This window comes from Serratia sp. UGAL515B_01 (assembly GCF_033095805.1).
In the GTDB taxonomy this organism is placed as follows: domain Bacteria; phylum Pseudomonadota; class Gammaproteobacteria; order Enterobacterales; family Enterobacteriaceae; genus Chania.
The window spans coordinates 1652937-1678723 of sequence record NZ_CP109901.1 but is presented as its reverse complement, the minus strand read 5'-3'; the positions used below and the strand labels follow the sequence as shown (position 1 = coordinate 1678723).

The 25787-nt window shown below is 46.6% G+C and carries 25 protein-coding genes, 1 tRNA gene and 7 pseudogenes; 22 read left to right on the top strand and 11 right to left on the bottom strand.

What is annotated here, in order from left to right; all coding sequences use genetic code 11:
• Positions 1 to 129 precede the first annotated feature (129 nt).
• Positions 130 to 321 carry a protein DsrB gene (gene dsrB / locus OK023_RS07760; protein WP_317696602.1) on the bottom strand — a complete coding sequence of 64 codons (192 nt, stop codon included), beginning with the start codon at positions 319 to 321 and terminating at the stop codon, positions 130 to 132.
• Between the two features lie 495 nt (positions 322 to 816).
• Positions 817 to 1029, bottom strand: a complete 213-nt coding sequence (gene cspE / locus OK023_RS07755) for a transcription antiterminator/RNA stability regulator CspE (protein ID WP_004946278.1) — start codon at positions 1027 to 1029, stop codon at positions 817 to 819.
• A gap of 637 nt (positions 1030 to 1666) precedes the next feature.
• Here cspE and OK023_RS07750 point away from each other — a divergent pair.
• Positions 1667 to 2674, top strand: coding sequence for an NAD(P)H-quinone oxidoreductase (locus OK023_RS07750; protein WP_317696585.1), 1008 nt, complete (start codon positions 1667 to 1669; stop codon positions 2672 to 2674).
• A gap of 837 nt (positions 2675 to 3511) precedes the next feature.
• On the opposite strand, the gene OK023_RS07745 is transcribed toward OK023_RS07750, so the two are convergent.
• From OK023_RS07745 to OK023_RS07725, 5 genes and pseudogenes are all read right to left on the bottom strand, one after another.
• A complete protein-coding gene (locus OK023_RS07745) occupies positions 3512 to 4915 on the bottom strand; it encodes an amino acid permease (protein WP_317696583.1) in 1404 nt (467 codons plus the stop codon).
• 15 nt (positions 4916 to 4930) lie between these two features.
• Positions 4931 to 6115, bottom strand: a complete 1185-nt coding sequence (locus OK023_RS07740) for an amino acid aminotransferase (protein WP_317696580.1) — start codon at positions 6113 to 6115, stop codon at positions 4931 to 4933.
• Between the two features lie 164 nt (positions 6116 to 6279).
• Positions 6280 to 6651, bottom strand: a complete 372-nt coding sequence (locus OK023_RS07735) for a RidA family protein (RefSeq protein WP_317696578.1) — start codon at positions 6649 to 6651, stop codon at positions 6280 to 6282.
• Positions 6635 to 7453, bottom strand: a complete 819-nt coding sequence (locus OK023_RS07730) for an alpha/beta hydrolase (protein WP_317696576.1) — start codon at positions 7451 to 7453, stop codon at positions 6635 to 6637. Before OK023_RS07730 ends, OK023_RS07735 begins: the two co-directional genes overlap by 17 nt.
• A gap of 340 nt (positions 7454 to 7793) precedes the next feature.
• Positions 7794 to 7946: pseudogene (locus tag OK023_RS07725) on the bottom strand (IS5/IS1182 family transposase); the annotation flags it as partial.
• Between the two features lie 54 nt (positions 7947 to 8000).
• Between OK023_RS07725 and OK023_RS07720 the strand changes: the two are divergent.
• The 5 genes and pseudogenes from OK023_RS07720 to OK023_RS07700 all read left to right on the top strand — a co-directional run.
• Positions 8001 to 8351, top strand: a pseudogene (locus OK023_RS07720) (transposase); the annotation flags it as partial.
• Between the two features lie 213 nt (positions 8352 to 8564).
• A tRNA-Asn gene (locus tag OK023_RS07715) sits at positions 8565 to 8640 on the top strand.
• Positions 8641 to 8895: 255 nt separating this feature from the next.
• On the top strand, positions 8896 to 9126 hold the full coding sequence (locus OK023_RS07710; RefSeq protein ID WP_317696574.1) for a transposase: 231 nt from the start codon (positions 8896 to 8898) through the stop codon (positions 9124 to 9126).
• Positions 9127 to 9175: 49 nt separating this feature from the next.
• A pseudogene (locus OK023_RS07705) lies at positions 9176 to 9277 on the top strand (IS6 family transposase); the annotation flags it as partial.
• 214 nt (positions 9278 to 9491) lie between these two features.
• Complete coding sequence (locus OK023_RS07700; RefSeq protein WP_317696572.1) at positions 9492 to 9806, top strand: hypothetical protein; 315 nt, start codon at positions 9492 to 9494, stop codon at positions 9804 to 9806.
• A 2-nt stretch (positions 9807 to 9808) separates the two neighbouring features.
• Here OK023_RS07700 and OK023_RS07695 read toward each other — a convergent pair whose 3' ends face one another.
• Positions 9809 to 10621 (bottom strand): DUF4225 domain-containing protein, encoded by an 813-nt coding sequence (locus OK023_RS07695; RefSeq protein WP_317696570.1) that lies wholly within the window; start codon positions 10619 to 10621, stop codon positions 9809 to 9811.
• A gap of 112 nt (positions 10622 to 10733) precedes the next feature.
• Between OK023_RS07695 and OK023_RS19185 the strand changes: the two are divergent.
• The 5 genes and pseudogenes from OK023_RS19185 to OK023_RS07675 all read left to right on the top strand — a co-directional run.
• Positions 10734 to 10829, top strand: a pseudogene (locus tag OK023_RS19185) (IS6 family transposase); the annotation flags it as partial.
• A 63-nt stretch (positions 10830 to 10892) separates the two neighbouring features.
• A complete protein-coding gene (locus OK023_RS07690; RefSeq protein ID WP_317696568.1) occupies positions 10893 to 11231 on the top strand; it encodes a DUF1493 family protein in 339 nt (112 codons plus the stop codon).
• A gap of 270 nt (positions 11232 to 11501) precedes the next feature.
• Complete coding sequence (locus tag OK023_RS07685) at positions 11502 to 11942, top strand: STM2901 family protein (RefSeq protein WP_317696566.1); 441 nt, start codon at positions 11502 to 11504, stop codon at positions 11940 to 11942.
• Positions 11939 to 12262, top strand: a complete 324-nt coding sequence (locus OK023_RS07680) for a DUF1493 family protein (RefSeq protein ID WP_317696564.1) — start codon at positions 11939 to 11941, stop codon at positions 12260 to 12262. The genes OK023_RS07685 and OK023_RS07680 overlap by 4 nt, the downstream gene beginning before the upstream one ends.
• A gap of 143 nt (positions 12263 to 12405) precedes the next feature.
• Positions 12406 to 12525, top strand: a pseudogene (locus OK023_RS07675) (IS630 family transposase); the annotation flags it as partial.
• Here OK023_RS07675 and OK023_RS19180 read toward each other — a convergent pair.
• Positions 12483 to 12734, bottom strand: coding sequence for a replication protein P (locus OK023_RS19180; RefSeq protein WP_411569413.1), 252 nt, complete (start codon positions 12732 to 12734; stop codon positions 12483 to 12485). The pseudogene OK023_RS07675 and the gene OK023_RS19180 sit on opposite strands and share 43 nt — an antisense overlap.
• Positions 12735 to 12763: 29 nt before the next feature.
• Here OK023_RS19180 and OK023_RS07670 point away from each other — a divergent pair, with 29 nt between their 5' ends.
• From OK023_RS07670 to OK023_RS07655, 4 genes and pseudogenes are all read left to right on the top strand, one after another.
• Positions 12764 to 13243: a hypothetical protein gene (locus OK023_RS07670; protein ID WP_317696560.1), complete on the top strand. Its 480-nt coding sequence runs from the start codon at positions 12764 to 12766 to the stop codon at positions 13241 to 13243.
• 2 nt (positions 13244 to 13245) lie between these two features.
• Positions 13246 to 13425: a hypothetical protein gene (locus tag OK023_RS07665; protein WP_317696558.1), complete on the top strand. Its 180-nt coding sequence runs from the start codon at positions 13246 to 13248 to the stop codon at positions 13423 to 13425.
• 70 nt (positions 13426 to 13495) lie between these two features.
• Entirely contained in the window at positions 13496 to 13738 is a 243-nt protein-coding gene (locus tag OK023_RS07660; protein WP_317696554.1) for an excisionase, read from the top strand.
• Positions 13719 to 14857, top strand: a pseudogene (locus OK023_RS07655) (phage integrase Arm DNA-binding domain-containing protein). The gene OK023_RS07660 and the pseudogene OK023_RS07655 overlap by 20 nt, the downstream one beginning before the upstream one ends.
• A 107-nt stretch (positions 14858 to 14964) precedes the next feature.
• Here OK023_RS07655 and icd read toward each other — a convergent pair.
• A complete protein-coding gene (icd, locus tag OK023_RS07650) occupies positions 14965 to 16218 on the bottom strand; it encodes an NADP-dependent isocitrate dehydrogenase (RefSeq protein WP_317696551.1) in 1254 nt (417 codons plus the stop codon).
• A gap of 137 nt (positions 16219 to 16355) precedes the next feature.
• Between icd and rluE the strand changes: the two genes are divergently transcribed.
• The 7 genes and pseudogenes from rluE (at position 16356) to OK023_RS07615 (ending at position 22742) form a co-directional block, all read left to right on the top strand.
• Positions 16356 to 16982, top strand: a complete 627-nt coding sequence (rluE, locus tag OK023_RS07645) for a 23S rRNA pseudouridine(2457) synthase RluE (RefSeq protein ID WP_317697559.1) — start codon at positions 16356 to 16358, stop codon at positions 16980 to 16982.
• A gap of 16 nt (positions 16983 to 16998) precedes the next feature.
• The gene (locus tag OK023_RS07640; protein ID WP_317696549.1) at positions 16999 to 17445 is read left to right on the top strand and encodes an NUDIX hydrolase; all 447 of its coding nucleotides are present in this window, start codon (positions 16999 to 17001) and stop codon (positions 17443 to 17445) included.
• A 95-nt stretch (positions 17446 to 17540) separates the two neighbouring features.
• Positions 17541 to 18644, top strand: a complete 1104-nt coding sequence (gene mnmA / locus OK023_RS07635; RefSeq protein WP_317696547.1) for a tRNA 2-thiouridine(34) synthase MnmA — start codon at positions 17541 to 17543, stop codon at positions 18642 to 18644.
• A 2-nt stretch (positions 18645 to 18646) separates the two neighbouring features.
• The gene (gene hflD / locus OK023_RS07630; RefSeq protein WP_317696543.1) at positions 18647 to 19273 is read left to right on the top strand and encodes a high frequency lysogenization protein HflD; all 627 of its coding nucleotides are present in this window, start codon (positions 18647 to 18649) and stop codon (positions 19271 to 19273) included.
• 21 nt (positions 19274 to 19294) lie between these two features.
• Positions 19295 to 20665, top strand: a complete 1371-nt coding sequence (gene purB, locus OK023_RS07625) for an adenylosuccinate lyase (RefSeq protein ID WP_317696541.1) — start codon at positions 19295 to 19297, stop codon at positions 20663 to 20665.
• A gap of 166 nt (positions 20666 to 20831) precedes the next feature.
• Positions 20832 to 21142: pseudogene (locus OK023_RS07620) on the top strand (IS1 family transposase); the annotation flags it as partial.
• Between the two features lie 130 nt (positions 21143 to 21272).
• The gene (locus OK023_RS07615; RefSeq protein ID WP_317696538.1) at positions 21273 to 22742 is read left to right on the top strand and encodes a metal-dependent hydrolase family protein; all 1470 of its coding nucleotides are present in this window, start codon (positions 21273 to 21275) and stop codon (positions 22740 to 22742) included.
• Between the two features lie 216 nt (positions 22743 to 22958).
• Here OK023_RS07615 and OK023_RS07610 read toward each other — a convergent pair whose 3' ends face one another.
• On the bottom strand, positions 22959 to 25772 hold the full coding sequence (locus OK023_RS07610) for an autotransporter outer membrane beta-barrel domain-containing protein (protein ID WP_317696536.1): 2814 nt from the start codon (positions 25770 to 25772) through the stop codon (positions 22959 to 22961).
• Positions 25773 to 25787 lie beyond the last annotated feature (15 nt).

Here is a 25787-nt window from a genome sequence, read left to right as displayed (position 1 = left end):
CACAAGCCACATATCTGTTTGTTCTCAAAAAATTGTTGCAAACAATATTATGATTAGGTGATGTACCCACGACACGCACGTGTCGCCACCATGATAAGGACGTGGTGTCAAAAGGTTTTCTGGCAGAGCTTACAGCACTCTAGGCTCAACGAAAATGCCATCGCGGCTATCTATCTCATTAAAAAACCAAACTCCAGCAGGGTAATCCTCCAACGCCACCAGATACATAATTCCTTCATTGAATACTTCTACAGCCAAAACCACACCCTCGCGGCGTGGACCGCCATCGGTTTTTACCGTCACTAGATCGTTAACATTCATGGTCTACTCCATCATTAATTGTGGATCTATGCTTGTTGCGCTGTATTTCCCCTCTGTCTCTTAAATGCCAACTAAAGGAGAATTATCGCTAAGCTTAGCAAAACAAAAGACTGGTTTATTTAATGCCTAAATGGCTATGCGTAATAGTTCTACAGGTGGGGGGATGCAGGTTAGTCGACCGTAGAGCGCATGGATGCACGATACAAGCCCTCAGGGAGGTGTTCACGGCGTGTCAGTCCTCATCATTCCCCACCATACGAAATTTTGCAAAAGCTAAAATGACAAGGCTCGCACGGTGTTATTTAGGGAGCTAGAATCGATAGGAAAACAAGCAGATGACTAAAGTAAAATGGAGGTTATAACATATGCAAATTTCAGACAAAAAATCCGGCGATAGCAATCACCGGATTTTTATCTCTTAGTAATGACCATCCTGTATTCTTACTCGGATGAGTATCATTCGCTAAGATGATTTCTTAATCAGCCAAAAGCCGATTAGATAGCGGTAACGTTAGCCGCTGATGGACCTTTAGCACCGTTCTCAATAGAGAACTGTACGTTCTGGCCTTCAGCCAGGGTTTTGAAACCTTGATCCTGGATAGCAGAGAAGTGTACGAATACATCTTTGCTACCGTCTGCAGGAGTGATGAAACCAAAACCTTTAGACTCGTTGAACCACTTCACTTGACCTTTGATCATGTTAGACATGTCTAATTCCTTCAATAAAAAATTTAAGCCACGATGGGCGCCATATAGCCGGTCATCAGTTACTTATGGAGGCACTAGAAAGGAAATTCGTCAGAGAAGTGCTATCAAGGATAACGCTTTTAATTTGAACTACTTTACTCAAAATGTCGTGCATAAATAGGTCTGTACCACAGGCCGGGAATCATTAACTCATGACCGCTGTCTAATAGCAACTCTTTTTATCTTAAGAAAGGCAAAAACTCGATCAACTGCGCAATATTCACCCCAAACTGCTGAAATTATCGACATTATTGCCTATATTCTGCTCTCGTCGAAAATAACCAGTTACCGCATTAGCTCACAAAACGCAGATCCATTCTGCCTCCGCAAAAAGATTTAGCTAACTTATGATATTGACGGCAATGAATTTTCCAACTGACCAGATTGTGGCATGTCGCAATGCAACATAATTTCATAAAGAACAGTATTGCTTACTTATCTCTGAAAAAGGGTGTTCATTCCTCAAACAGTTGAATCAATGTGCACCCAGCACAGTGATTTATCTGTTTCTGCATATCTACGCTATCGTTCATGTGCCAAAGCTGTTATCTCTATAGACGATCGGGAGTACCCCGTTTACCCAAATGAGGAGAACGGCATGTCAGATAATGCACAACTACCTAATAGCATGAAAGTCATAGAAATAACTCATCCTGGTACACCGGATGTTCTGGTTCAGGCAGAACGCCCCCTGCCATTACTTTTACAGGATGAGATACTGGTAAAAGTGGCCGCTTCTGGCGTTAACCGCCCAGATATCATGCAGCGCCGCGGACAATATGCTCCTCCGCCTGGAGCATCAGATATTCCAGGGTTAGAAATTGCAGGGACTGTGGTTGCTGTTGGCGCTGCGGTCCGACGCTATGTACCAGGCGATCAGGTCTGTGCGTTGATCTCTGGAGGTGGCTACGCTGAATACTGTTCAGTACATGAAAGTAACGCTTTGCCGGTGCCTAAAGGGTTTAGCATGGTTGAAGCAGCTGCGATTCCTGAGACTTTTTTTACCGTCTGGGTAAATGTCTTTCAGCGTGGCCATTTAAAAGCCGGGGAGACGATCCTGATCCACGGGGGCACTTCCGGCATCGGTACTGTAGCAACTATGCTGGCTAAAGCTTTTGGCGCATTTATCATAACTACCGTTGGTTCAGAAGAGAAACGTCAGGCCAGTCTAGCTTTAGGGGCCGATGTAGCCATAAACTATCGCAATCAAGACTTTGTCGAACAAACCAAACTTGTCACCAATAGCAAAGGCGCTGATGTGATTGTCGATCTGATTGCCGGAGAATACGTCGCTAAAAACTATCAGGCCGCAGCGTTTGATGGGCGTATCATCCAAATAGGGACGCAAGACGGTGTAGCTAAAGAGCTGAACTTAATGCCGTTACTGTATAAACGCCTTACCCATACCGGTTCAACTTTGCGAACACGCAGCATTGCAGACAAAGCAAAAATCGCAGCAGATTTATCAATTAATGTCTGGCCATTGTTAGAGCTCGGTACGATAAAACCACATATTTTCAAGACATTTCCATTAATACAAGCCGCAGAAGCTCATGCACTAATGGAGTCCAGTGAGCATATCGGCAAAATTGTCCTAACGATTTAGTACGCCTGAAACTAACAGTCTGGGTTCGTTTTGTCCCTTGGTTGACCGTAGCCTCAACGACGGCCAACCAAGGGACAAAACCAAAGACTCATCTTTATACCTAAATGCTGGGTTTTCTCTGCGTATGCAGCTTGCATACATTTTGTACATTTACCATTTCCAATAAGCAAAACAAGCTATACTTTATATGTTTCATATTAGGTGAGCGCAGTTTGTCGTGGCCCCAAGATAGCTGGTCTGGGTTGTGAACCTTAATCATATGTAAAAACCCTCGCAACCTCCGAAGCACGTGTTCAGTTTTGGTATCCACTAACACCTTACCCTGTAAGTAAATAACCGCTGGCAGTGCTCACATTTTATGGCAATTAAGGGATATAGCCTAGCAATAGATGGGCCGAGTGATACGACCAATACCCATATGATTTGAAGAGCTATGGGTATTGACTTGTTAAGTTCTGACCAAGGATAACGCTATGAACAACCCCCCTTTCATGCTATTTCTCATCTTAGTCTATGCCATTGCTTCAGTGTGGGATGGCTCAGCGTCATTGCTTTTTATGTGATGAGAACTCATTAATTGTTAATTTAAAAAGTGAGTAAGCAACTTATCTAATGTCTGCCTAAGGCTAGATCGGCCTTGATGATATCAATGACAAAAGCAGCGTTATCAGTATAGATATCTGTACCAAAATCCATATCCGCATTAAGAGTTCATAGGCCTCATCCTTGAGGCTCACAATGCAAGTAGTGAAAAGAACTGTTCGAATCGGTTTTTGTTCGATTATCGCTTATCTGCAACTTCAAGAAACCTGAGTTGGGTCAAAACTCGGCAAATCATCACTCCACTTCCGGTACCGGGGCTTTGTTCACAACCGAACCCTGCGCCTGACAACTATAAAAATAAATCGCCACCAATATCAATGTAAAGGGAATACCAAACAACAACGTCATTCTAAAGAAGTCAGTGAACAGCGTCGTTACCATCAACGCGGTCATCAGTATTGCTCCAACCAGAGTGAAATATGGATACCCCCACATGCGGAACTTCAGGTGAGTCTGCTGATGGTGGCGGCGGAAAGAGAGATGGGTGATAAAAATCATCAACCAAGTAAAGCAAGCGCCGTATACCGAGATCGACATCATCACCGCAAATGACTTTTCGGGGTAGACAATGCTCAACACGATGGAAACAACAATACCGATGCAGGAAAGTGCCAATGCATTGACCGGGATACCACGCTTGCTGATCCGCCCCAGCACCGCTGGAGCCTGGCCTGCACGCGACAGTGAAAACATCATACGCGTGGTGATATACAGCTGGCTGTTCATGGCCGACAACGCGGCAACCAGCACGATAAAGTTAAAGATCCCGGCGGCAGCAGGTATATGGATCACGTTCATTGCCACCAAGAACGGGCTTTCTCCTGTCCCAGACTGCCGCCACGGCACGATGGCCAACATTAGAGCTATAGACATCATATAGAAAATAAACAGCCGCAGGATCGTGCCCTTAAACGCAGCCTTTACCGCAACTACCGGGTTTTTAGCCTCCCCCGCCGCGACGGCGATCATCTCAATACTCAAGTAGCTGAATATCGATACGATCACCGCAAACCACATGCCCTTGACTCCGAATGGGAAAAAGCCACCGTTCTCGGTAAAATTGCGAAGACCAAACGTCGGATTGGCGGAAAATGTCAGAATACCGATACCGATAACAATAAACGCCGAGATAGCCACCACCTTGATGGTGGAAAGTGCATATTCCACCTGACCAAAGGACTTGACCCCAACCACGTTGATAACAATTACCCCTGCGGAAAACAGCAGTACCCATGTCCAGATGGGCGTTCCTGGGAACCAAAATTGCATATACATACCGATTGCAGTGACTTCGGTCCCCACTGCCAGCACAACGCAAGACCAGTAAGAGTATCGCACCAGAAAACCAAATAGAGGGCTAAGGTAAAACTCTGCATAGTCACCAAACGATCCTGGCGTAGGGTGTTCTGAAGTCATTTCTGCAAGGCACCCCATCAACAACAGCGCTATCACGCCACCGATGAAATAACTCAGCAGGACGCTGGGCCCCGCCATCTGAATCGCATACGCACTGCCAAGAAACAGACCGGTACCAATCGCACCGCCGATCGCTAGCATCGACATTTGCCCTGCGGTTAGCTGCTTCTTAAGCCCGCCTTGTCGCTGCGCGATTTCGTTAAAACACTTTGTATCTTTCATGATTACTCACCTTTTTCACGCTGCGCGGGTAACGTCCAGTATGGCGGCAGTAACATAGTCAACGTTCCGCTGGTTAAGGCCAGGCAAGCATATTCTGCCGGGGGCAACCAGATAAATGGCGTATTGCTGACGCAACTGGCTCACTTGGCGTTCAGTCAGCCCGGTATAGCTAAACATGCCCTTTTGATCGCGAATACGGGTGTAGTCCAACGTAGTGACTCCCCGTTCCAAACCTGAAGACAGACTAAGGCGCATCTGTTTAATACGTTGACGCATGTTCGCCAGTTCATCAGCCCACAGCTGACGCAACTGAGGGTCCGCCAGTATCGTTTCGACAATCTGGCTACCGTAAGCAGGTGGGCAGGAGTAGCTGCGACGGATCAGGGTTTTTAATGCCCCTTTCACATGACTGGCTGTTTCCACCGAGCTGCAGCGCACTGATAAGCCCCCCAAACGTTGCCCATATAGCGCTACATTCTTTGAAAAAGAGCTGCTGACCAGAAAATCAAGATCGCTTTTCAACACTTCACGCAAGGCGAAGCAATCCTCATCCAATCCATCACCAAAGCCCTGATAAGCGATGTCAAAAAAGGGCAGCAAGCGACGTTGTTGCACAACATCAAGTACTGCCTGCCATTGCACTTGGTTTAAATCTGTTCCGGTCGGGTTATGGCAGCAAGGATGGAGTAACACCACCGTGCCCTCCGGCAAAGAAGACAATGTATCGATCATGGCGTCAAAACGAAGTTGACCTGAAACGTCCTCGAAATAGGGGTAGGTATGTACTTTTAAGCAAGCTCCTTCAAAGATTGCCCAATGGTTGGCCCAAGTTGGATCGGAAACCCAGATTTCGCGGCGTGATAGAAAGTGATAAATGAAATCGGCACCTAATTTCAACGCACCAGACCCCCCTACCGTTTGCACAGTGGCAATGAGGGTGGATTCCTCGCCAAATAACAGCGTTTGGATCTGGCTAGCAAACAACCCAGAGCCTTCAATAGGTAGATAACTATGCGGACGCAGTTGCTCCAGCAAACGCTGCTCAGCAATATATACGGCTTGCATCAAAGGGATCTTCCCTTGGTGATCGTAATACAAGCCAATACCTAAATTGACTTTCTGTGGATTAGGATCCTGCATGTACGCCTCCATTAGCGACATAATAGGATCGGGTGAGGAAGGCTGAATATGATTAAACATAGAGTATCCTTAATTCATATTTAAATGAATTAGCAGGTGGATATTATTTATTAAACACTCTAGATAATTCAAGCCACCGCAGAGCCATCACCTTATATTGGCGAATAAACACCGAGACGTCAAAACAATATCAGTTCAACTTGAATTATGATAAGTATAAATAGTTAAGCAACCGCGATAACGGTAACTTCTATTTTCATACCTGGTACAACCAGATTTTCAACAATAACGGTTGAACGATTAGGATAAGGGTGATTAAAGTAATTTTTGTATATACTATCGAGAAGTTTAACGTCATTAACATCAGTCAGGTAAACAATAATCTGTAAAACATTATCACTGTGGCTATTAGCAGCCTCCAATGTCTTAGCTAAATTATCAAACGTCAGTGTGATCTGTTTTTCTGCTGCCCCCGTTTCAATCGTCCCATCCTGTCTTACTGGTCCATGAGCGGTAAATAACATCCCCCCCCCTTTGGTGGCCCAGGAAAAAGGTTGGCCGATATCAGGCAAACCCGTATCAATGATTGTTCGCATCAGATATTTCTCCATAAGTAAGCAGTTGACGGCACATCATACCGTCAGTGGCAAACAGGGCTTGTAGCGCACTGAAATGATTAGCACCATTAACAGGACAGCAACTCGCTAGCAAGCCTTTATCTTGCAATACTGAATGATAATAAACCGATTGGCCAATTAGCTCGGGTAACTCTTCTGTGCCGTAAAGCAAGGCTAGCGGTTTAAGAGATTGAGGAATATTACGTACCAAGAAGCTCAGGTTTTCTGTCTGTTGTGCTGTTAATTTTAATTGTTGATTAACATAAGTGGTAAGCAACGGTTCTAATTCAAAAATCCCGCTAATAGCAAAAAACACGCGTACACATCGGTAGTGCTGCCAGAATGCAGCCAGTTGCCCACCGGCTGAATGAGCACTGAGATACACTGGCTTACCGCCACGCTGTTTTACACGTTGCTCGATAGCATCCACTGCTACACCGATTTGCTGGCAAATATCTGCCAACGTAGCTGTCGGTGCCAAAGTATATTCTACTAATACAACATCAAAGCCGAATAACAACAGATTTTTGGCAATGAAAGCAACATCTTCTTTATTACAAAACTGACAATAACCGTCATGCAGAAATACTACTGTTCCTTTATTTTCACCCGTTGAATAAAACCAGTCAAAAACTTCCCGCGATGGACCTCCATAGGCAATGTCCCACTCATGGGGGTGATCCTTGTAAATCTCGCGACTCTCCGATTGAAATGATAGCAATATCGCTTTTTCATCATCTGCCGTTGCACCGTTGTCATAACTGCCAGCAAGAAGTTTCATATATTAAACTTTGTTTATTATTTTAAGATGTAGCTTAACTATTAGCAATTGGTTAAATTATTGTCAAGATAGCGATCGTGGCAATGAGTGATAGCCGATACTAATTTTACTTTTCTGCGAAGTAGTTTTATCTGTGAAACTATTTATAGTCTCATCTATGAAACAGAAAATATATTTTAAATAATTCGAGTAGCTGGAAAGTGGCAACACAGCGACAAATAGATCTTTGATCGATTTGAACAACGGGACTGACCAAGTAACAAAGCTTACGCACAAGCAAATTGGTAATCACTCCACCGAGCATAAGTGAAAATTATTTCACGAACTGAACGCTTAGAGATTAGCCCAATAGGGGTTTATTCCACACAATAAGCCCACAGGCGAAATGCAACATCCCTTGGTCGCTCTCGGGCTTTTTCTCCCAATGAGTCAACAAACGACGATATAGATTCAGCCAGCTATGTCCCCGTTCGACCACCCGCCGCCAAGCTTTCTTGCTGGTTCATTTTTCAACGACGCTGACTCCGCTTTTCTGCCTTAGATACTCGAAACGTTGCTTGGCCGGGTTGGGATAATCCGACAAAGTGGACACCTGAAATCGCGGCCTAAAGCGGTGCTGGCTGATAAGGGATACTCAAATCAGGCATTGCGTAATAGATTGAAAATGAGAGGAATAAAAGCCGTTATCCCTTTTAAGTCGAATGAAAAAGCCAGTCAGGATAAACGCCGAAAACTCGATACTCGATTGTATAAAAAACGTAACGTCGTTGAACGCTGCTTCGCCAAGCTTAAAGAGCATCATCGTATCGCTAGCCGCTCGGAAAAAACAGCCAGAAATTACCTGAGCATGTTGAAATTGGGTGCTATCCGGTTATTTTTAAAGCGACTGTCAAATTAAGGGACACAGCCTAAGAGCCGAGGATCTAGCGACCAATGGACACCAGTCGATCCCCGCTCTAACGCAGGGATTTTCAGCTGTCACTTCATTAGCCAATAAAATTAAGCAGCTTCCCAACTTAGGTTGTTTAAATGATGTACATTATCACCCCGAAAAAAATTTAGCGTTGACACTCCCAGAGTAGCTGGATATGATGCGCCCCGTTCACACGATTCCTCTGTAGTTCAGTCGGTAGAACGGCGGACTGTTAATCCGTATGTCACTGGTTCGAGTCCAGTCAGAGGAGCCAATCTTGTGTAAATAAAGCAATAGCACATTACTTTTACACTCCATATCTTCCCCATTAGAAAAACTATTAGCCCTGTTCACAGTTTTCTATCTGAACTCTTACTGCTCATTTCCTAAGCTATAACTGTTTGTAGGCTCGCTTTCTTCTTATCTGATAGATTTCGATCTTTTCTTCGGTCCTCACGGCATCGCCCTCAGTGTCAGCATAGCTGTCACCCCCTTCTAAAAATGGATCCAGAGGGCGGCGGAGTGACAAATGAAACGTATTTCTCCCGAACGTAAAGCCAGCGTGTTGGCAAAATTGCTGCCCCCTTACAACATGACTGTCGCGGCTGTTGCACAGATGGAAGGGATATCGGAAGCGACTCTCTATAATTGGCGCAATCAGGCTAAATCAGAGGGGAAACGGTGCCCGGTGCAGAGAAAAACAGTGAACAGTAGCCCGCCGAAGCGCGGCTCGCCGTTATCGTGGAAACCGCCACGCTAAGTGAAACGGAAATCGCCGAATACTGCCGCCAAAAGGTGCTCTATCCCGCGCAGATATAGAATTGATTCACATGATACGCAAAGGACAATATCAGCATCCGGAAAGTGAGGGATTGTCACCGGCGGAACAATTCTATTTGTTGACCGCCTAAATAATCGCCAACGTTGGCTGGCCTGTGGTCGTTAACGCGACACAACCTAAAGGGGGATGGGCAATCATGTAAAAAAACACAATAATGATATAACTTAATGTTTTTAATAAAAAATAACAACACAATGGTTAGACTGATCCAGCTTTGTCCGGGATTTTTGTGTATACTGGATACAGAGAGGTATCTACATTTTAAGGATAGAAGGTGGAATGCTATGAAAGTGGACGAAGCTAAACTATTGAAATCAGGTTTCAGCAGCAACGATATTCAGAAAATTAAAAATAATACCGAAAATTACGGTGGTTCAATGGGTGAGACTATCCAAGATCTAGCAAATCGCTTTGTCATTACTATTTTTGCCGTAGCTGGTTGCCTTGCTGTTTTCGTTTTGCTGGTTCTGTATGGTTCAGCCGAAAGCCTTTTCGCTGGCTCTATCGGGCTACTTTGCGGTATTTCGGTTGCAATATTTGTACAACCGCCGGTACTTGCCTATAAATCCTGGCGTTATAAAAGAATAAATCGGAGTTAGGTTCAGTTATTCTCTGTTGCCAAAAGGTCAAAAATAACTTTTGCTTTTACACCATAACCCACAATTTTCATGGTTAGTTTTGGTCTGCTCATAGTTTCAACTTTTCGGTAATAATCTCGAGGAAGCCATCTGAATAACCGCCAAGCACCGGGTTTCTTTGCAAGACCAAAAATACTATAGACACTAGCACTTAACGTGACTGCATTATAGAATGCCAGTCCTGATTCAGGTTTAAAACCCATATACTTAGCAGTTTTCATAGAACTGTCTGCAAATATTCCCTCTGACTTGAATTGATCTCCGTAACGAAGATGACTAGCCTCTTTTGTTATCCCATTAATACCATCAACGAAAAGTATTGCCCCGGCAATTACTCCAATGGGAGTCATTGTCGACATCATGATCATTCCGCCAAATAATGCTGCACCTGATACAACAATATGAACAGCTGAAATGACATACCCAACAATTTTATTATTTTCCCGGACGAACTCGACTTTGGCGTAAAGTGCCGCCGCTTTAGTGCGCAGCATTCTGTCCTGTTCCTGAAGATTTTCAGTTTCTACCCTCAGATTTTTAATACATGTTATGCACTCTTCGTCTGATTTTGCACGTCGGGCGATGGCAAACTGCTGCTCAACGAGATCTTTAATCTCCTGTATAAACTTCATCCGGATCAAACTATCTCGAAGATAGAAGGAGGACAGCGAGTTAGCTGTGTTGATCAGATTTCTGGCCTCAATATTAACCATTGTTTCGGCCCAGGCTTTATTTCTTCCACCAGAGCGCATCATATCAAGCAATACAGAATCCATTTATGTTCTCCCTATATGGGTTAGTTTGGAGATCGGAAATTTTTGTACGGTAAGCATATTTTTTGAGCAGTCTAAGTTATAGCAGCTCAGTTTGACTTGCTCAGGTGATCTTATAGAATTGATTCACATGATACGCAAAGGACAATATCAGCATCCGGAAAGTGAGGGATTGTCACCGGCGGAACAATTCTATTTGTTGACCGCCTAAATAATCGACAACGCCAACGTTGGCTGGCCTGTGGTCGTTAACGCGACACAACCGGGATAAAATATGGTGACAGATGAAGAAGTTTTGGAGTTTTTTCGTAACGAGCTATCAACCCCAGTTAACTGGAAGTGGAAAGCCATCCCTCTGGAATTAGACACGCATTTGCAGGATTATTCTGCTCCTGACGAACTCCCTTATGCGATCAATGATTTCGGTAAAAAGTTTGGTGTTGACGTTTCTAAAATTGATATGGACCGCTACTGCCCCATAATAAAAATCCCTTTATTAAAACGGATAATCAAAGGCCGTGAAATTATGGAAAATATAGTTTCTAGTCGTCCACCTTTTACTATAAGGATGTTCGCTGAATCCGCCAAGGCTGGCCGTTGGCTTTACGATTGACCAGAACCCGGTGATACTGAAAGAGCCGTGTACATTCCTTAGCAATCCGAGAAGAACACCAACGATGATCCAAACGTGTAACGTCGATACTGCTCGGTTATGCCAACAAAGCGGATACCCTCCCGATGTTCTCCAACCCTAAACGAACATCACTGCCGAAACGAGGGTGCATTATTAGCTATGAGGCTGTCTATCTGGCTTCAAACGTGACCATTGAAACCTTGCCCATAGTCGACTATGTTAAGTTCAGCCCATTAAAAAGGAAATTTTATGGATACGGTTGAGCAAGTAAATGGCTACTATTTTAAAGGTATGTATAACCTGTCTCAGGGAGAGTTAGCTTTCTGGATCACTGTTGATGAAGTAGAGAAACAATGCAGTGGGATAGATATTGTTGCCTTTGCTTTCATCCTTGGTGGGCTGAACGTCATTTCTGTACCTGGTAAGCCGCACACCGCCACCCCAGGCACAAGCATATTATCGTTATATCTTCGCCGTATGATCTCATATCGCCTCAACAGTCGCTGGAGATCGCCAACAGGGAAGACGTTAATTGGTGGAGGTTGGGCAAGAACGACAAGCCTGGGCGGACTCATAGGTAGATGGATACCATGGGTAGGTGTAGCCATGACAGCATATGATATTAGCGTCATCGGATATAGAAGTGTTCATCGTTACAATCTCATCGTTGAGTCAAAGGATCGCGTATGATGAACACTGATGAAACTGTACTTCAATTTGTCAAAGATGAATTGCGTTGCAGTCAGTTAAGCCCAGACTCATCACTCAGTACCGGTGAACATCAAACGGTTCCTGAAGATATCTATGAGTTAATAGACAAGTATTCTGAAAAGTTTAATGTCGATTGCAGCAAGATACATTGGAGACGCTATTTTCCCCAGACAGTTTTTCCTTTTCTACCTAACCGTATTCTTCCTGACCGCTTAAAATCAGACCGCCATAAGCCTGAACAACTTACAGTACATATGCTTATAGAATCCGCCAAAGCTGGCCGCTGGCTTTACGATTGATCAAAACCCGTTGCTACAAAAGGCCGGGGATCTACCGGCCTAAATACCTGCGCCAAATAGTAGATCACTGAAGGGAACTCAATCCGGTTTGAGCGATCTGATCAATCGCCAAACATCACAAGCCCTCACAACCGGACTGAGCAATGCCGATCATAGCGCCCATCCCTCGACATGAACGACGCCAGATGCAAAAAATTGTTCAGAAAACGCCAGATAAAAATCATGCCAGACGCCTTACTGCCATGTTGATGTTACACCGTGGGATGGAATATCCCTGCTCAACTTTCTTCACCCATTTTTCCAATTGGCGCCGCGCCAAACTTTTAAGCTCTGGTTCAGATAATTTTCGCCCTACTCCCTGGCGCCGCATTTCGAGGCAAATGGGGTACAGCACGTCGTGCCGCCAAGGGAATTGATCTGCGCTGCTGTACTTCCACGACTCACTACGCCAGCGCCAATACTCGGCTACCACATCGGCGGTACTCAGCCCCAAGGCGTTCGGTGTTGTTTCACCGACGATATACGATTGATGAACTCGAGCAACGTAACGAAAAGGAAATCAATCCGGAAACAACGGCTACACGGGTAAGTGTCAGTCAGTTGGCAGACACACCGCCAGCTTCCCCGCAGCAAAGCAGCACACCTCCCGTAGATAGCAGTGGAATTGCAGCAGAAATCCGAACAGCCATTGAACAAGCCAAAGATACTGAGAAAACCACGGCGATCCGAGCCCAAGTTGAAGACTTGAAACAGCAACTAGGCATTACCGATTATACTGAACTTAAAAACAAGGTGGTGAAACGTCACCGCCAGATCCTGGCTGCTTCCACTATCAGCACACAGTTAGATGATTGCTGTTCCTATGAAGACTTTACCGCTATCGAAGCCCTGGTTCGTCGCTCTGAACGTGATTTAAGCGCTGACGATCTCGAACGTTTCCAGATCATACTCGACGATATGCGTCCTGAGTTTAAGGAGTGAATATGCTGATCGGCTTCATTTTGCTCGTAAGCGCCTGTGGTCACGACCATTGCGAAGCGCTCCCGGTTTCAGAACGGATTTACCCAACCAAAGCTGAATGCGAAAAGATGATTGACGCAATCCAGCGCCGTCGCCCCAAAGCCGTCTTGTTTTGTGGCGACGTTTACAGACCCGAAAACTGACTTTCATATATCAAAACACAACTTAGGCCACGGTTAGGATCGTGGCCGGTTGTGCGAAGGAGCATGACCAATGGCACGTTTACTCCGTCTCAGCGACTGGGCAAAAGAGGAGTTTGGGGATAACCCCCCAGCCTACTCTACCCTTTTGACATACGCAAAAAACAAGATGATATACCCGCCACCTCGTAAAGCAGGCAGATCGTGGTGGGTCGATAAAGGGGCTCGATTCACCGGATTGATTTGCCAACCTGAGACTAAGAAAAGCGATGATCCCCGCCTGTTGAGGATTTTAAGTGATGGCAAGGCCACGTAAATACAAGATCGATATACCGGGCCTTTCTTGTTACACAGACGCCAGAACCAAAAAAGTGTACTGGCGTTACAGACACCCGATTACAAAAAAATATCACGGGTTAGGTGACAATGAGGCAGAAGCCACAACTATAGCTCTAGATGCCAACACCAGGCTTTCTGAACAACTCCTACGCAACACTCTTGCGATACGCGACAAATTAAGTCGTGCCGCTGGCGGTAGCATCAGCGTTTCAACATGGCTTGACCGTTACCTGGTGATACAGGAGGAACGTAAGGCGGCGAAAGAAATCACAGAAAACACCGTAAAACAAAAAATGGCTCCGCTTAAAGCCATGCGCAATGCATTAGCCACGAAATCGATCCGGGATGTCGACACACGCGATATCGCTGACATTCTCGATGATTATAAAAATCGCGGCTACTCAAGAATGGCCCAGATTGTTCGCTCAACACTGATCGATGTTTTCAAAGAGGCCCAACACGCGGGTGAAGTGCCACCGGGTTATAACCCTGCCGAAGCGACTAAAAACCCTTACAACAGGATAGAGCGTGAGCGCATGGTATTAGATGAATTTAACGCCATCCTAGCCGTTATTGCGCCACCATTAGAGTACATGAGAAATGCAATGCTGTTGGGCCTTGTGACCGGTCAGCGTGTCGGAGACATTAGCAAGATGCAGTTTTCCGACATCTGGGATGGTCACTTGCATATTGAGCAAACAAAAACCGGAGCCAAAGTTGCCATTCCGCTCTCTCTTCACTGTGATGCTATCGACATGTCACTGGAGCAGGTGGTCATCCAGTGCCGGGATCATATCGTCAGTCCATACCTGGTGCATTACACGCACAATACCGCTATGGCGAGGCGTGGCGTGGCGGATTAGTTCAAGCCAACACATTAAGCGCCAGCTTTAAAAAAATACGGGATATGTCAGGCTTGGTTTGGGAAAAAGGAACGCCCCCTACCTTTCACGAAATCCGATCGCTGGCTGAACGTCTTTACAGAGAACAAAAAGTGAATATCAAGGATTTATTGGGGCATAAATCTCAATATCAAACTGACCGTTATAACGATGATCGAGGAAAGGATTGGAGGGTGGTTAGCAGGCTAAAATAGCTCATTTACTGTACAGTTTTGTAGAAGAGTTTTGTAGAAGAATTTTTGGAGGGGTAAAAACAGACGGGAGCCATAAGCTCCCGTAATCATTCAGCGCTAAAACACCATTACATGTGTTTAACGATAGCGTCGCCAAACTCTGAGCATTTCAGTAACTTAGCGCCTTCCATCAAGCGTTCGAAGTCATAGGTCACGGTTTTGGCAGCGATGGCACCTTCCATTCCCTTAACAATCAGGTCGGCCGCTTCGAACCAGCCCATGTGACGCAGCATCATCTCAGCTGAGAGGATAACGGAGCCTGGGTTTACTTTGTCTTGGCCTGCATATTTAGGTGCAGTACCATGAGTCGCTTCAAACAACGCACAGTCATCGCCAATGTTAGCACCAGGTGCGATGCCAATACCGCCAACCTGCGCAGCCAAAGCGTCTGAAATATAATCGCCATTCAAGTTCATACAGGCAATTACATCATATTCTGCCGGGCGCAATAGAATTTGCTGTAGGAATGCATCGGCAATAACATCTTTCACTACAATCTCTTTGCCAGTTTTCGGGTTTTTGATTTTCAGCCATGGGCCACCATCGATCAACTCTCCACCGAACTCTTCACGTGCCAGTTCGTAGCCCCAATCTTTGAAGGCACCTTCGGTAAACTTCATGATGTTGCCTTTATGAACCAGAGTCACTGAATCACGATCGTTTACGATTGCATATTCGATCGCTGCACGGACCAGACGTTTGGTGCCTTCTTCAGAACATGGCTTAACGCCGATACCGCATTGCTCTGGGAAGCGGATTTTCTTCACACCCATCTCTTCACGCAGAAACTTGATCACTTTATCAGCTTCTGCGGAACCTGCTTTCCATTCAATACCCGCGTAAATGTCTTCGGCGTTTTCACGGAAAATGACCATATCTGTAAGTTCTGGCTGTTTTACCGGGCTTGGCGTGCCCTGGTAGTAACGCACCGGGCGTAGGCAGACATAGAGATCGAGTTGTTGGCGCAAAGCAACGTTAAGAGAACGGATACCACCACCTACTGGCGTGGTCAGCGGGCCTTTGATCGCAACGCGATAGTCACGGATAAGATCCAGTGTTTCATCCGGCAGCCACACGTCTTTCCCGTAAACGTGAGTGGATTTTTCACCGGTATAGATTTCCATCCAAGAGATTTTACGTTCACTGCGGTAGGCCTTTTTTACTGCAGCATCAACCACGTGGATCATAGCAGGGGTAACATCAACGCCAATACCGTCACCTTCGATGAACGGAATGATAGGGTTATGCGGAACAACCAGTTTACCCTGGGCATCAACCGTAATTTTTTTACCTTCTGCCGGAACAACTACTCTGCTTTCCATCAACCTCTCCTTCTTCTTAAAGCGCAATTTTGTTAATGCTTTGTAAGATGCGTGTCAATACTACTTGAATATTCAGCCCGCGCCAATCCGAAACGGATTCGGTTATAATGCGCTTATCATCCGTAATCTCAACTACTATGACTAAATTCCCTGTTAGAAATCACCAAGTTAAACGATTCAGCCGCAACAGCACCAAAGCACGCCCTGTGGCGCAAGGACCACGAAGGATCGTGCTATTTAATAAACCCTTTGACGTATTACCTCAGTTTACCGATGAAGCAGGCCGCATTACGTTAAAAAAATTTATCCCTTTTACCGATGTTTATGCTGCCGGTCGTCTTGATCGAGACAGCGAAGGATTGCTGGTGCTAACCAATGATGGGAAACTGCAAGCACAGCTGACACAACCGGGAAAAAGAACCGGTAAGGTCTATTTCGTTCAAGTCGAAGGGGAACCACAAGACCATGATCTGGCAATGTTACGCCAAGGTGTGACGCTAAAAGATGGCCCTACATTACCTGCCGGAATAGAAAGAGTTAATGAACCCGAATGGTTATGGCCACGCAACCCGCCGATCCGCGAACGAAAATCCATTCCTACTTGCTGGCTTAAAATTACGCTGTATGAAGGCAGAAATCGCCAGGTACGTAGGATGACGGCGCATATCGGTTTTCCTACACTGCGCCTGATTCGTTACAGTATGGGAAATCTTTCCTTGGGAACACTACAACCAGGTGAGTGGCAAGCCGTTGATCCGCTCTAACGACTGAGGAGCTAGCATGTTCAAACCACACGTTACCGTCGCTTGTGTCGTCCACGCTGCTGGTAAATTTTTGATTGTTGAAGAAACCATCAATCATAAAGCTCTGTGGAATCAACCCGCGGGTCACCTTGAAGCAGATGAAACTCTGCTCCAGGCTGCCGAGCGTGAGCTGTGGGAAGAAACCGGTATCCACGCAGCGCCGCAGTCTTTCCTGAGAATGCACCAGTGGATCGCGCCGGATCATACGCCATTTCTGCGTTTCAGTTTTGTTATTGAGTTAGAAACACAGTTGCCGACAGAACCTCATGACAGTGACATTGACCGCTGCCTGTGGCTAACCTCACAGCAGATTTTTGCGGCCAACAACCTGCGGTCTCCGCTGGTTGCAGAGAGTATCTACTGTTACCAGCAACAGGAACGCTACCCGCTCTCGCTGGTCGCCAGCTATAACTGGCCATTCTGAGAGTAAATAAGAGCCGTGCGCGCAGGCCATCAACGTGGTAAAATCCTGCGCTTGTTTTTTATCGCGCAGTGCGTGTTCAAGTTCGTGAGATGCCCATGTCAGACAACAGCCAGAAAAAAGTAATCGTCGGAATGTCCGGCGGTGTCGACTCTTCCGTTACTGCCTATCTGTTACAACAACAGGGCTATCAGGTCGCTGGGTTGTTCATGAAAAACTGGGAAGAGGACGACGACGACGAGTATTGTTCAGCGGCAACCGATTTGGCCGACGCGCAGGCAGTATGCGATAAACTGGGTATTGAACTGCACACAGTCAATTTTGCTGCAGAATATTGGGACAATGTATTCGAACTATTCCTCGAAGAATACAAAGCAGGCCGTACCCCAAACCCAGATATCCTGTGCAATAAAGAAATTAAATTCAAGGCGTTCCTAGAGTTTGCAGCAGAAGATCTGGGTGCGGACTACATTGCTACCGGTCATTATGTCCGCCGTCAGGATGTAGACGGCAAGAGTCGTCTGCTAAGAGGTATTGATGGTAATAAAGACCAGAGCTATTTCCTCTACACACTAAGCCATGAGCAAGTGGCACAGAGTCTGTTTCCGGTTGGCGAGTTGGAAAAACCAGAAGTACGCCGTATTGCGGAGCAACTGGAGCTGGTGACCGCCAAAAAGAAAGACTCTACCGGTATCTGCTTTATTGGTGAGCGTAAATTCCGTGACTTCTTGGGCCGCTATCTGCCAGCACAACCGGGGGCTATCGTTACCGTGGACGGCCACACCGTCGGTGAGCATCAAGGCTTAATGTACCACACCCTCGGCCAGCGGAAGGGTTTAGGTATTGGCGGTATGAAGGACAGTGGTGAAGAACCTTGGTACGTAGTAGATAAAGACGTTGCCAACAATATTCTGGTGGTGGCACAGGGCCACGATCACCCGCGTCTGATGTCTACGGGCCTGATCGCACAACAACTCCATTGGGTTGACCGTCTGCCACTGGTAGAAATCCTTCGTTGTACGGTAAAAACCCGTTATCGCCAGCAGGATATTCCCTGCACCGTGACCCCACTGGATGCTGGCCGTATTGAGGTCCGTTTCGACGAACCGGTTGCCGCCGTCACGCCAGGCCAGTCCGCCGTATTTTATCTTGGCGATATCTGCCTTGGTGGCGGCATTATTGAACAGCGCTTACAGGAGTAATCGTGGCGAAGAATTATTACGACATTACGCTGGCTATGGCTGGAATTACCCAGGCAGCTCGCTTGGTACAACAACTGGCCCACGATGGGCAATTGGATCAGGAAGCCTTCCATACTTCACTCAATAGCCTACTGCAGATGGACCCGGCTTCAACGCTGGCCGTATTCGGCGGTGAAGAGCGTAATTTGAAAATGGGCCTTGAAACACTACTTGGCGTACTCAACGCCAACAATAAGGGCCTCGCTGCTGAACTTACCCGCTATACCATCAGCCTGATGGTACTGGAACGTAAGCTTAATGCTGATAAATCAGCGATGAATACACTGGGTGAACGCCTTAATCAATTGGAACGCCAACTGGTTCATTTTGAATTGGGCTCTGAGACCATTATCAGTTCTTTGGCCGGGATCTATGTCGATGTCGTGGCACCTTTAGGGCCACGTATTCAGGTAACGGGTTCGCCCGCCATCCTGCAAAACCCGCAGGTACAAGCCAAAGTACGTGCCACACTGCTTGCAGGTATCCGCGCCGCTGTGTTATGGCAACAGGTAGGCGGTAGCCGCCTGCAATTAATGTTTTCCCGCAATCGTCTGCTCAAACAGGCGCAGAATATCGTTGCTCATTGTTAATTTTCCCAGGAGTTGCTACCGATGGAATTATCCTCACTGACTGCCGTTTCACCCGTTGACGGACGCTACGGTGATAAAGTCAGCGCACTGCGCACCATTTTCAGCGAATATGGCCTGCTGAAATTCCGCGTACAGGTTGAAGTACGTTGGCTGCAAAAACTTGCCACTTGTGCAGAGATCAACGAAGTTCCGCCTTTTGATGCCAACGCAAACGCTTACCTTGATAAGATCGTCGCAGAATTCAATGAAGAAGACGCGCAGCGCATCAAGACGATCGAACGTACCACTAATCATGATGTAAAAGCGGTGGAATACTTTCTGAAAGAAAAAGTCACATCGGTGCCTGCACTACATGCCGTTTCAGAATTTATCCACTTCGCCTGTACTTCAGAAGACATCAATAACCTGTCACATGCACTGATGCTGCAAACTGCACGTCAGGATGTTGTGCTGCCTTACTGGCGCAAGATCATTGATGCCATTAAAGGCCTGGCGCTGGAGTATCGCGATATTCCCCTGCTTTCTCGTACCCATGGTCAGCCAGCCACGCCGTCAACCGTGGGTAAAGAAATGGCGAACGTAGCATATCGAATGGAGCGTCAATACCGTCAATTGGAACGCGTTGAGATCCTTGGCAAAATCAACGGTGCGGTCGGTAACTACAATGCCCACATCGCAGCCTACCCAGAAGTTGACTGGCATCGTTTCAGTGAAGAGTTCGTCACTTCGTTGGGGGTAAACTGGAACCCGTACACCACTCAGATTGAACCGCACGACTATATCGCTGAACTGTTCGACTGTATTGCACGCTTTAACACCATTCTGATCGACTTTGATCGTGATATCTGGGGTTATATTGCCCTCAATCACTTCAAGCAAAAAACAATTGCCGGTGAGATTGGTTCTTCTACCATGCCACACAAGGTTAACCCTATCGACTTCGAAAACTCCGAAGGCAACCTAGGGCTGGCCAATGCTGTAATGGGCCACCTGGCGAGTAAATTGCCAGTGTCACGCTGGCAACGGGATTTAACTGATTCTACCGTACTTCGCAACTTGGGCGTGGGCCTTGGCTATGCGATGATTGCTTATCAAGCCACCATGAAAGGCATCAGTAAGCTCGAAGTGAATAGTGCTCACCTGCTAGACGAACTGGATCACAACTGGGAAGTGCTGGCTGAACCTATTCAGACGGTGATGCGCCGCTATGGCATCGATAAACCCTATGAAAAGCTCAAAGAACTGACTCGTGGCAAGCGTGTAGATGCGGCAGGTATGCAGACCTTCATTGATAGCCTAGCACTGCCAGAAGACGAAAAAGCGCGTCTGAAAGCCATGACGCCAGCCAACTATATTGGCAGAGCAATCACCATGGTGGATGAATTGAAATAAGCAAGCTGTTACCCCTCTCCCCTTGGTCCCTTATCCCTATTTTAAGTGTATAAGAGCGAGGGCAAGTAAAATAAAGGTCGTTTTTAATCATCGGTAAAACGTGACTTTGGCAGAGAGCGATTCTCTGCCTATTATCGGCGACGTTCGTTACGGCATAAACATCTACACGAAAACCCGCGGTGCACTGGTCTATACTTTCGGTTCATGAACCGATTAAATCTGCCGCGAATTGTTGGCACGACTAACGGCTTGTATTAGCACGATGGTCACCAGCAACGGCTGGGGGAATTATTGCCAGGAAGTGCCAAAGGATAAGCAGGTGACGGAAAAATTTTTCACCCAGCGTACTGAACGCAACAACCTGAAGCCAAGCATTCACATTGCGCGTTTGTCTCGTAAAACGATTTACTTTTCACGCTCAATTGAGTTGTATGAAAATTTATCAGGGCATTTATCGAAAAATATATGACCGACTAACTGCACCCATTACCGGATACCGTACTAAATTTTAAATAGTTGTCATTCAAGTAGGCGGTTAAAAGTAAGACTGTTCTATGCGATAAAGCGGTCTTCAAGCTTTAGTGGATAGTTAATAATGGAGAGCATTATGTCGCATATGTCGTTAATTCAGTTTCCATGCACTCACTCGGATCTTTGCCTCTGTCATAGTCCGGCATTTGTACGCATCAATACGGTATTTTCTCAGAAAGCGGCTCAATCTGCCCCTATTACGAGGGCGACTGTGGCCGCGGCTGTTCCAGCCCCAACGGCACAAAAAAGAAATGCCACAGATAATGCTGCGCGAACAATGGCTTTCGTAAACATTAGCGTCTTTGATGGCGTTTCGGACACACTGAGAGATGGGCTTCGAGTGTTGGTAGAAGGCAACAGGATTAAGTCGGTTGAACCCGTAGAAACGCCATTGCCTCCGGACGTAGAACTGATCGACGGCGATGGTGGCACATTGATGCCTGGGCTGATTGACGCACACTGGCATGCTATTATGGCTCGCCCCTCTATGATGACAGCAATGACAGCAGATTTTAATTATATTCAAGCGCTGGCAATTGCTGAAGCCGATGCCACATTAATGCGGGGGTTCACCACAGTGCGTGATATGGGGGGACCGGTCTTTGGATTAAAACGCGCCATTGATGAGCAAGTAGCTAATGGCCCACGTATCTTTCCTTCTGGAGCCTTTATCACCCAAACTGGTGGGCATGGTGATTTTCGCCTGATTGGCGAACTACCCCATACGCCATCAGACCCTCTAAGTTACGCTGAACGAGTTGGCATGACCGCGATTGCCGACGGTGTTGATCAAGTATTGCTGCGTGCCAGAGAACAACTAATGCGAGGAGCATCGCAACTCAAATATATGGCTGGTGGCGGAGTGGCCTCGATGTATGACTCTATCAGCGTAACAGAAGGTTCAGTGCCTGAAATACAGGCAGCAGTTATAGCAGCAGAAAACTGGGGAACTTACGTCACCGTCCATGCCTACACTGCCAGAGCAGTCACAATGGCAATCAATGGCGGAGTTAAGTGCATTGAACACGGCCAGTTAGTAGATGAACAAACCGTCCAATTAATGGCAGAAAAAGGTATCTGGTGGAGCCTTCAGCCATTCCTTGATGACGAGGACGCGGTTCCAATGGCCAGCCCAGCGTCACGTGCCAAACAGCTCGAAATGGTTGCCGGTACCGATAATGCCTATATGTTGGCGAAAAAATATAACATCAAGACGGCCTGGGGCACCGATACACTTTTTGATGCCAAGCTGGCTACGCGTCAAGGGGCACAACTAGCCAAACTGACACGATGGTATTCACCAGTTGAAGTGCTTAAGATGGCCACCAGTGTGAACGCTGAACTTTGCGCGCTATCAGGTCCAAGGAACCCTTATCCTGGAAAGCTGGGAGTGATAGAAAATGACGCCTTGGCCGATCTAATCCTGGTAGACGGTAATCCGTTGGATGATGTTCAACTTATTGCTCAGCCAGAGAGAGCATTTAGGTTAATCATGAAAGATGGGCAAATCTTCAAAAATACATTAGAAAATAGCCATAAGGGCTAGGCTGTGTCCCTTAACTGTCCGTAGTGCCGTCGCAGACCCAAAAGCCCATTATCAAGGCGGAGGGTGAAGGGCAGAGTTAGCATAATGCCGAGAAGAAGGGAGTGACCATCTCATTAACTCAAAAAGAGTCGATTGGATTTCATAACCATAGACCGTTCAAAATATATCAGTACATCATCATGATGTACTGATACTTTGATATATTATTTTAAAAAATTAGAAATCATATTTAATCCCTAATATGGCACTGGTGTCACTGTAACCTTTGTTACCCACCTGCTGGCCAACATTACCCCACAGACTCACTTGCTTACTGAGTTTACCTTCAACCCCCATTTTTAGCTCAGCAATATTCGCTGCCCCATCCTGTTTCACAATGATGCCATCTATCTTTGTTCCGAAATCCTTACTGTTGTGGACCCAATTAACTTCCACAAACGGCTGGAATACACGGTTTTTGCCTTTATCCTGATCGGCGTAACCATTCATAAAGGCTTTTATCCCCAGATGGGTCTGGATATTGTTATTCCCCTCACCTGTGATATCAGTCCCATTAGTTTCCTTATGGTCATCGGCTTTCACCCCCATCCAGGTCAACTGCGCTTTTGGCTGGATAAAGTAGCTGACATTTTGTTCAGCATTTTCACCGAGCTTGAAAGTATAACCACTCTCAACTGACGCCGTTGTCCCTTTGGATTTGTACTCCTCCTTCGCCAAGCCTTGACCATCAACGCTGTTGTTGAACCAGCTATACTGCATCCAGCCATCCGCGTACAAACCTGACTTGTCCTTCGCATTGGCATACCATGTGCCGTAAACACCCACGCTGTAACCATCTACCGAGCCTTTGGCATCGTAACCGGACACATGCGATGCCGTGTTGCTCTTGCTGTTACCATAACCGGCCATCAACCCCAGATGTAAACGGTCAAGCCCATCGTGGCTCCACTGGGCGATCCCCCCTCCCAATTGCATCACATAGCGGTTGGCTTGCGTCTTCAGTTGACCACTATCATCGCGAGAACGGTTATGCCCCCCCTCGTTACGCAACCACATACTGGTGACCTTCTTTTCACCGGTAAGCACATCCGTGTACTGGGTTTCCCCCAACCGATCATGCAGACGGGTGACAAACATGTTATTAGCCGCCGCAAGGTTAGCACTGTAAACACCGGCCTCTGGACGTTCGACCATTAATGATGGGTCTGGGGCTACAGGGACTGCAGGGTCTACTGGGTCTACTGGGTCTACTGGGACTGCAGCACTGCTCAGATACCAGTTGGTCGCATTTGTCCCTACGCCACGGACCAGAAAGTAGTCATACGCACCCGCAACGATACGGCCATTTTGCACAAACTCGCCATCTGATTGCCCGTTCACTTGAATCAGTTCAATACCATTCAGTGTCTGTGCTTCACGGCCTCCGGCATTGTTCACACTCACGTAAGTGCTTCCAGCCGTATTGCCGTTCACTACCAGTTTATCGCTGGCAGAATCATCCCCTCCCAGCACGGTGTCGAACAAAAGTTGTCCACCACTCCCTTCATAATTACCGTTGATGATCGTAATATCCCCTGCACGCCCATTGGCCATAGTCAGGATCCCGGCATTACTGAAAGTACCGACATTGTTGAAGATCGTATTTTGGACAGAGTCTGCTACAGGGCCATTGGCAGCGATGATGGTGCCGTTATTCACCACGCCATTTGCCGTGGTGGGAGTACCAAAGTCATTGGTACCGCCAGCGGTGTCCCAAGTTCCGCCTGAATTGTTGATAAAACTGTTGCCCTCACCACTCAACTGAAGAGTACCCAATACCAGACCGTTATTAGTGATGACACCCGAAGCGCCTGTGGTCAGGATAGCAAGATCAGAAGCCCTCCTTGAAACATTACGCACTGTGCCAAAGTTGGTTATATCAACAGAGGCTGTCGAATCGGCATAAATACCAGCTGTATGGCCTTGTACCGTACTGTTCTCAAGCAAGGTGAGTGACATGGGGGCAATTGTGCTGCGGGCGGCAATACCGTAACCAGTAGTATCGGTATTGGTTACGGTGCCTGTCGTGGTAATGGACAGCGCACCACTGCCTTGGTTTTCGGCATAAATACCGGAAGTATACCCTGATACATCGGCAGCCTGTATCGTCTGGCTCGTGCCTCCATTACCATTATAGGCATAAATGCCGTCCGATAGAGCTCCTGTCACCGTGCCTGTCGCGGTGATAGACTGTGCACCTGTGCCAGCGTTTTCGGAAAAAATGCCATTAACATCGCCCAAGACATTAACAGCATTTATCGTCAGGCCTGTTCCGATAGTACTAGAAAAAATTCCGACTCCTTCATTCGCAGTCACGATACCCGTGGCGATTATGGACGTCGCACCAATGCCAAAGTTAAGGGCACTAATACCGTAAAGTTGACCTGAAACATCTACAGCCTGTATCGTCACGTCAGTACCTCTACCATCGACATAAATGCCAATGTTAGAGTCTGATTTTGCGGTTACTGAACCTGTAGTAGTAACGGAAACCGAACCAGTGCCGAAGTTTTCAGCATAAACACCGACAATATTGCCCGAAACATTAGCTGCATTTATCGTCAGGTTTGTGCCGATAGTACTACCCAAAATTCCGTACCCGTTATTCCCTGTCACAGTACCCGTGGTGGTTATGGATACAGCCCCTGAGCTAGTATTAGCTGCGTAAATACCATCGTCATTTCCTGTAATAGTCGCGTTATTGTCATCGGTAAAGGTAAGATCATCAGTGCTAAGCAGGGAAAATGCGCGGCCACTATTAGTCACTATGCCAAATCCCGGTAACGTAATGACTGAAAGCGAGTTCCCATTCAAAACCTGTTCAGTATCAGTTGCACTGTCTTCTATGCCAGAACAAGTATAAATACCCAGTGTCCCTGTGCACGAGCCTGCATAAGCATTCCCCGTCATGCCATAAAGAATAAGTGTGCCCCAAATATGTCTGCGTGTTAAAAAACCGGAATAACGAGAACGATTTTTTTGTGTAAGCATTTAAATGATGTCTCT

Excerpts from the sequence above, each read along its gene's own strand:
- dsrB (WP_317696602.1), bottom strand. The coding sequence starts at position 321 with ATGAATGTTAACGATCTAGTGACGGTAAAAACCGATGGCGGTCCACGC.
- cspE (WP_004946278.1), bottom strand. The coding sequence starts at position 1,029 with ATGTCTAACATGATCAAAGGTCAAGTGAAGTGGTTCAACGAGTCTAAA.
- OK023_RS07750 (WP_317696585.1), top strand. The coding sequence starts at position 1,667 with ATGTCAGATAATGCACAACTACCTAATAGCATGAAAGTCATAGAAATA.
- OK023_RS07745 (WP_317696583.1), bottom strand. The coding sequence starts at position 4,915 with ATGAAAGATACAAAGTGTTTTAACGAAATCGCGCAGCGACAAGGCGGG.
- OK023_RS07740 (WP_317696580.1), bottom strand. The coding sequence starts at position 6,115 with ATGTTTAATCATATTCAGCCTTCCTCACCCGATCCTATTATGTCGCTA.
- OK023_RS07735 (WP_317696578.1), bottom strand. The coding sequence starts at position 6,651 with ATGCGAACAATCATTGATACGGGTTTGCCTGATATCGGCCAACCTTTT.
- OK023_RS07730 (WP_317696576.1), bottom strand. The coding sequence starts at position 7,453 with ATGAAACTTCTTGCTGGCAGTTATGACAACGGTGCAACGGCAGATGAT.
- OK023_RS07710 (WP_317696574.1), top strand. The coding sequence starts at position 8,896 with ATGAAACGTATTTCTCCCGAACGTAAAGCCAGCGTGTTGGCAAAATTG.
- OK023_RS07700 (WP_317696572.1), top strand. The coding sequence starts at position 9,492 with ATGAAAGTGGACGAAGCTAAACTATTGAAATCAGGTTTCAGCAGCAAC.
- OK023_RS07695 (WP_317696570.1), bottom strand. The coding sequence starts at position 10,621 with ATGGATTCTGTATTGCTTGATATGATGCGCTCTGGTGGAAGAAATAAA.
- OK023_RS07690 (WP_317696568.1), top strand. The coding sequence starts at position 10,893 with ATGGTGACAGATGAAGAAGTTTTGGAGTTTTTTCGTAACGAGCTATCA.
- OK023_RS07685 (WP_317696566.1), top strand. The coding sequence starts at position 11,502 with ATGGATACGGTTGAGCAAGTAAATGGCTACTATTTTAAAGGTATGTAT.
- OK023_RS07680 (WP_317696564.1), top strand. The coding sequence starts at position 11,939 with ATGATGAACACTGATGAAACTGTACTTCAATTTGTCAAAGATGAATTG.
- OK023_RS07665 (WP_317696558.1), top strand. The coding sequence starts at position 13,246 with ATGCTGATCGGCTTCATTTTGCTCGTAAGCGCCTGTGGTCACGACCAT.
- OK023_RS07660 (WP_317696554.1), top strand. The coding sequence starts at position 13,496 with ATGGCACGTTTACTCCGTCTCAGCGACTGGGCAAAAGAGGAGTTTGGG.
- icd (WP_317696551.1), bottom strand. The coding sequence starts at position 16,218 with ATGGAAAGCAGAGTAGTTGTTCCGGCAGAAGGTAAAAAAATTACGGTT.
- rluE (WP_317697559.1), top strand. The coding sequence starts at position 16,356 with ATGACTAAATTCCCTGTTAGAAATCACCAAGTTAAACGATTCAGCCGC.
- OK023_RS07640 (WP_317696549.1), top strand. The coding sequence starts at position 16,999 with ATGTTCAAACCACACGTTACCGTCGCTTGTGTCGTCCACGCTGCTGGT.
- mnmA (WP_317696547.1), top strand. The coding sequence starts at position 17,541 with ATGTCAGACAACAGCCAGAAAAAAGTAATCGTCGGAATGTCCGGCGGT.
- purB (WP_317696541.1), top strand. The coding sequence starts at position 19,295 with ATGGAATTATCCTCACTGACTGCCGTTTCACCCGTTGACGGACGCTAC.
- OK023_RS07615 (WP_317696538.1), top strand. The coding sequence starts at position 21,273 with ATGTCGCATATGTCGTTAATTCAGTTTCCATGCACTCACTCGGATCTT.
- OK023_RS07610 (WP_317696536.1), bottom strand. The coding sequence starts at position 25,772 with ATGCTTACACAAAAAAATCGTTCTCGTTATTCCGGTTTTTTAACACGC.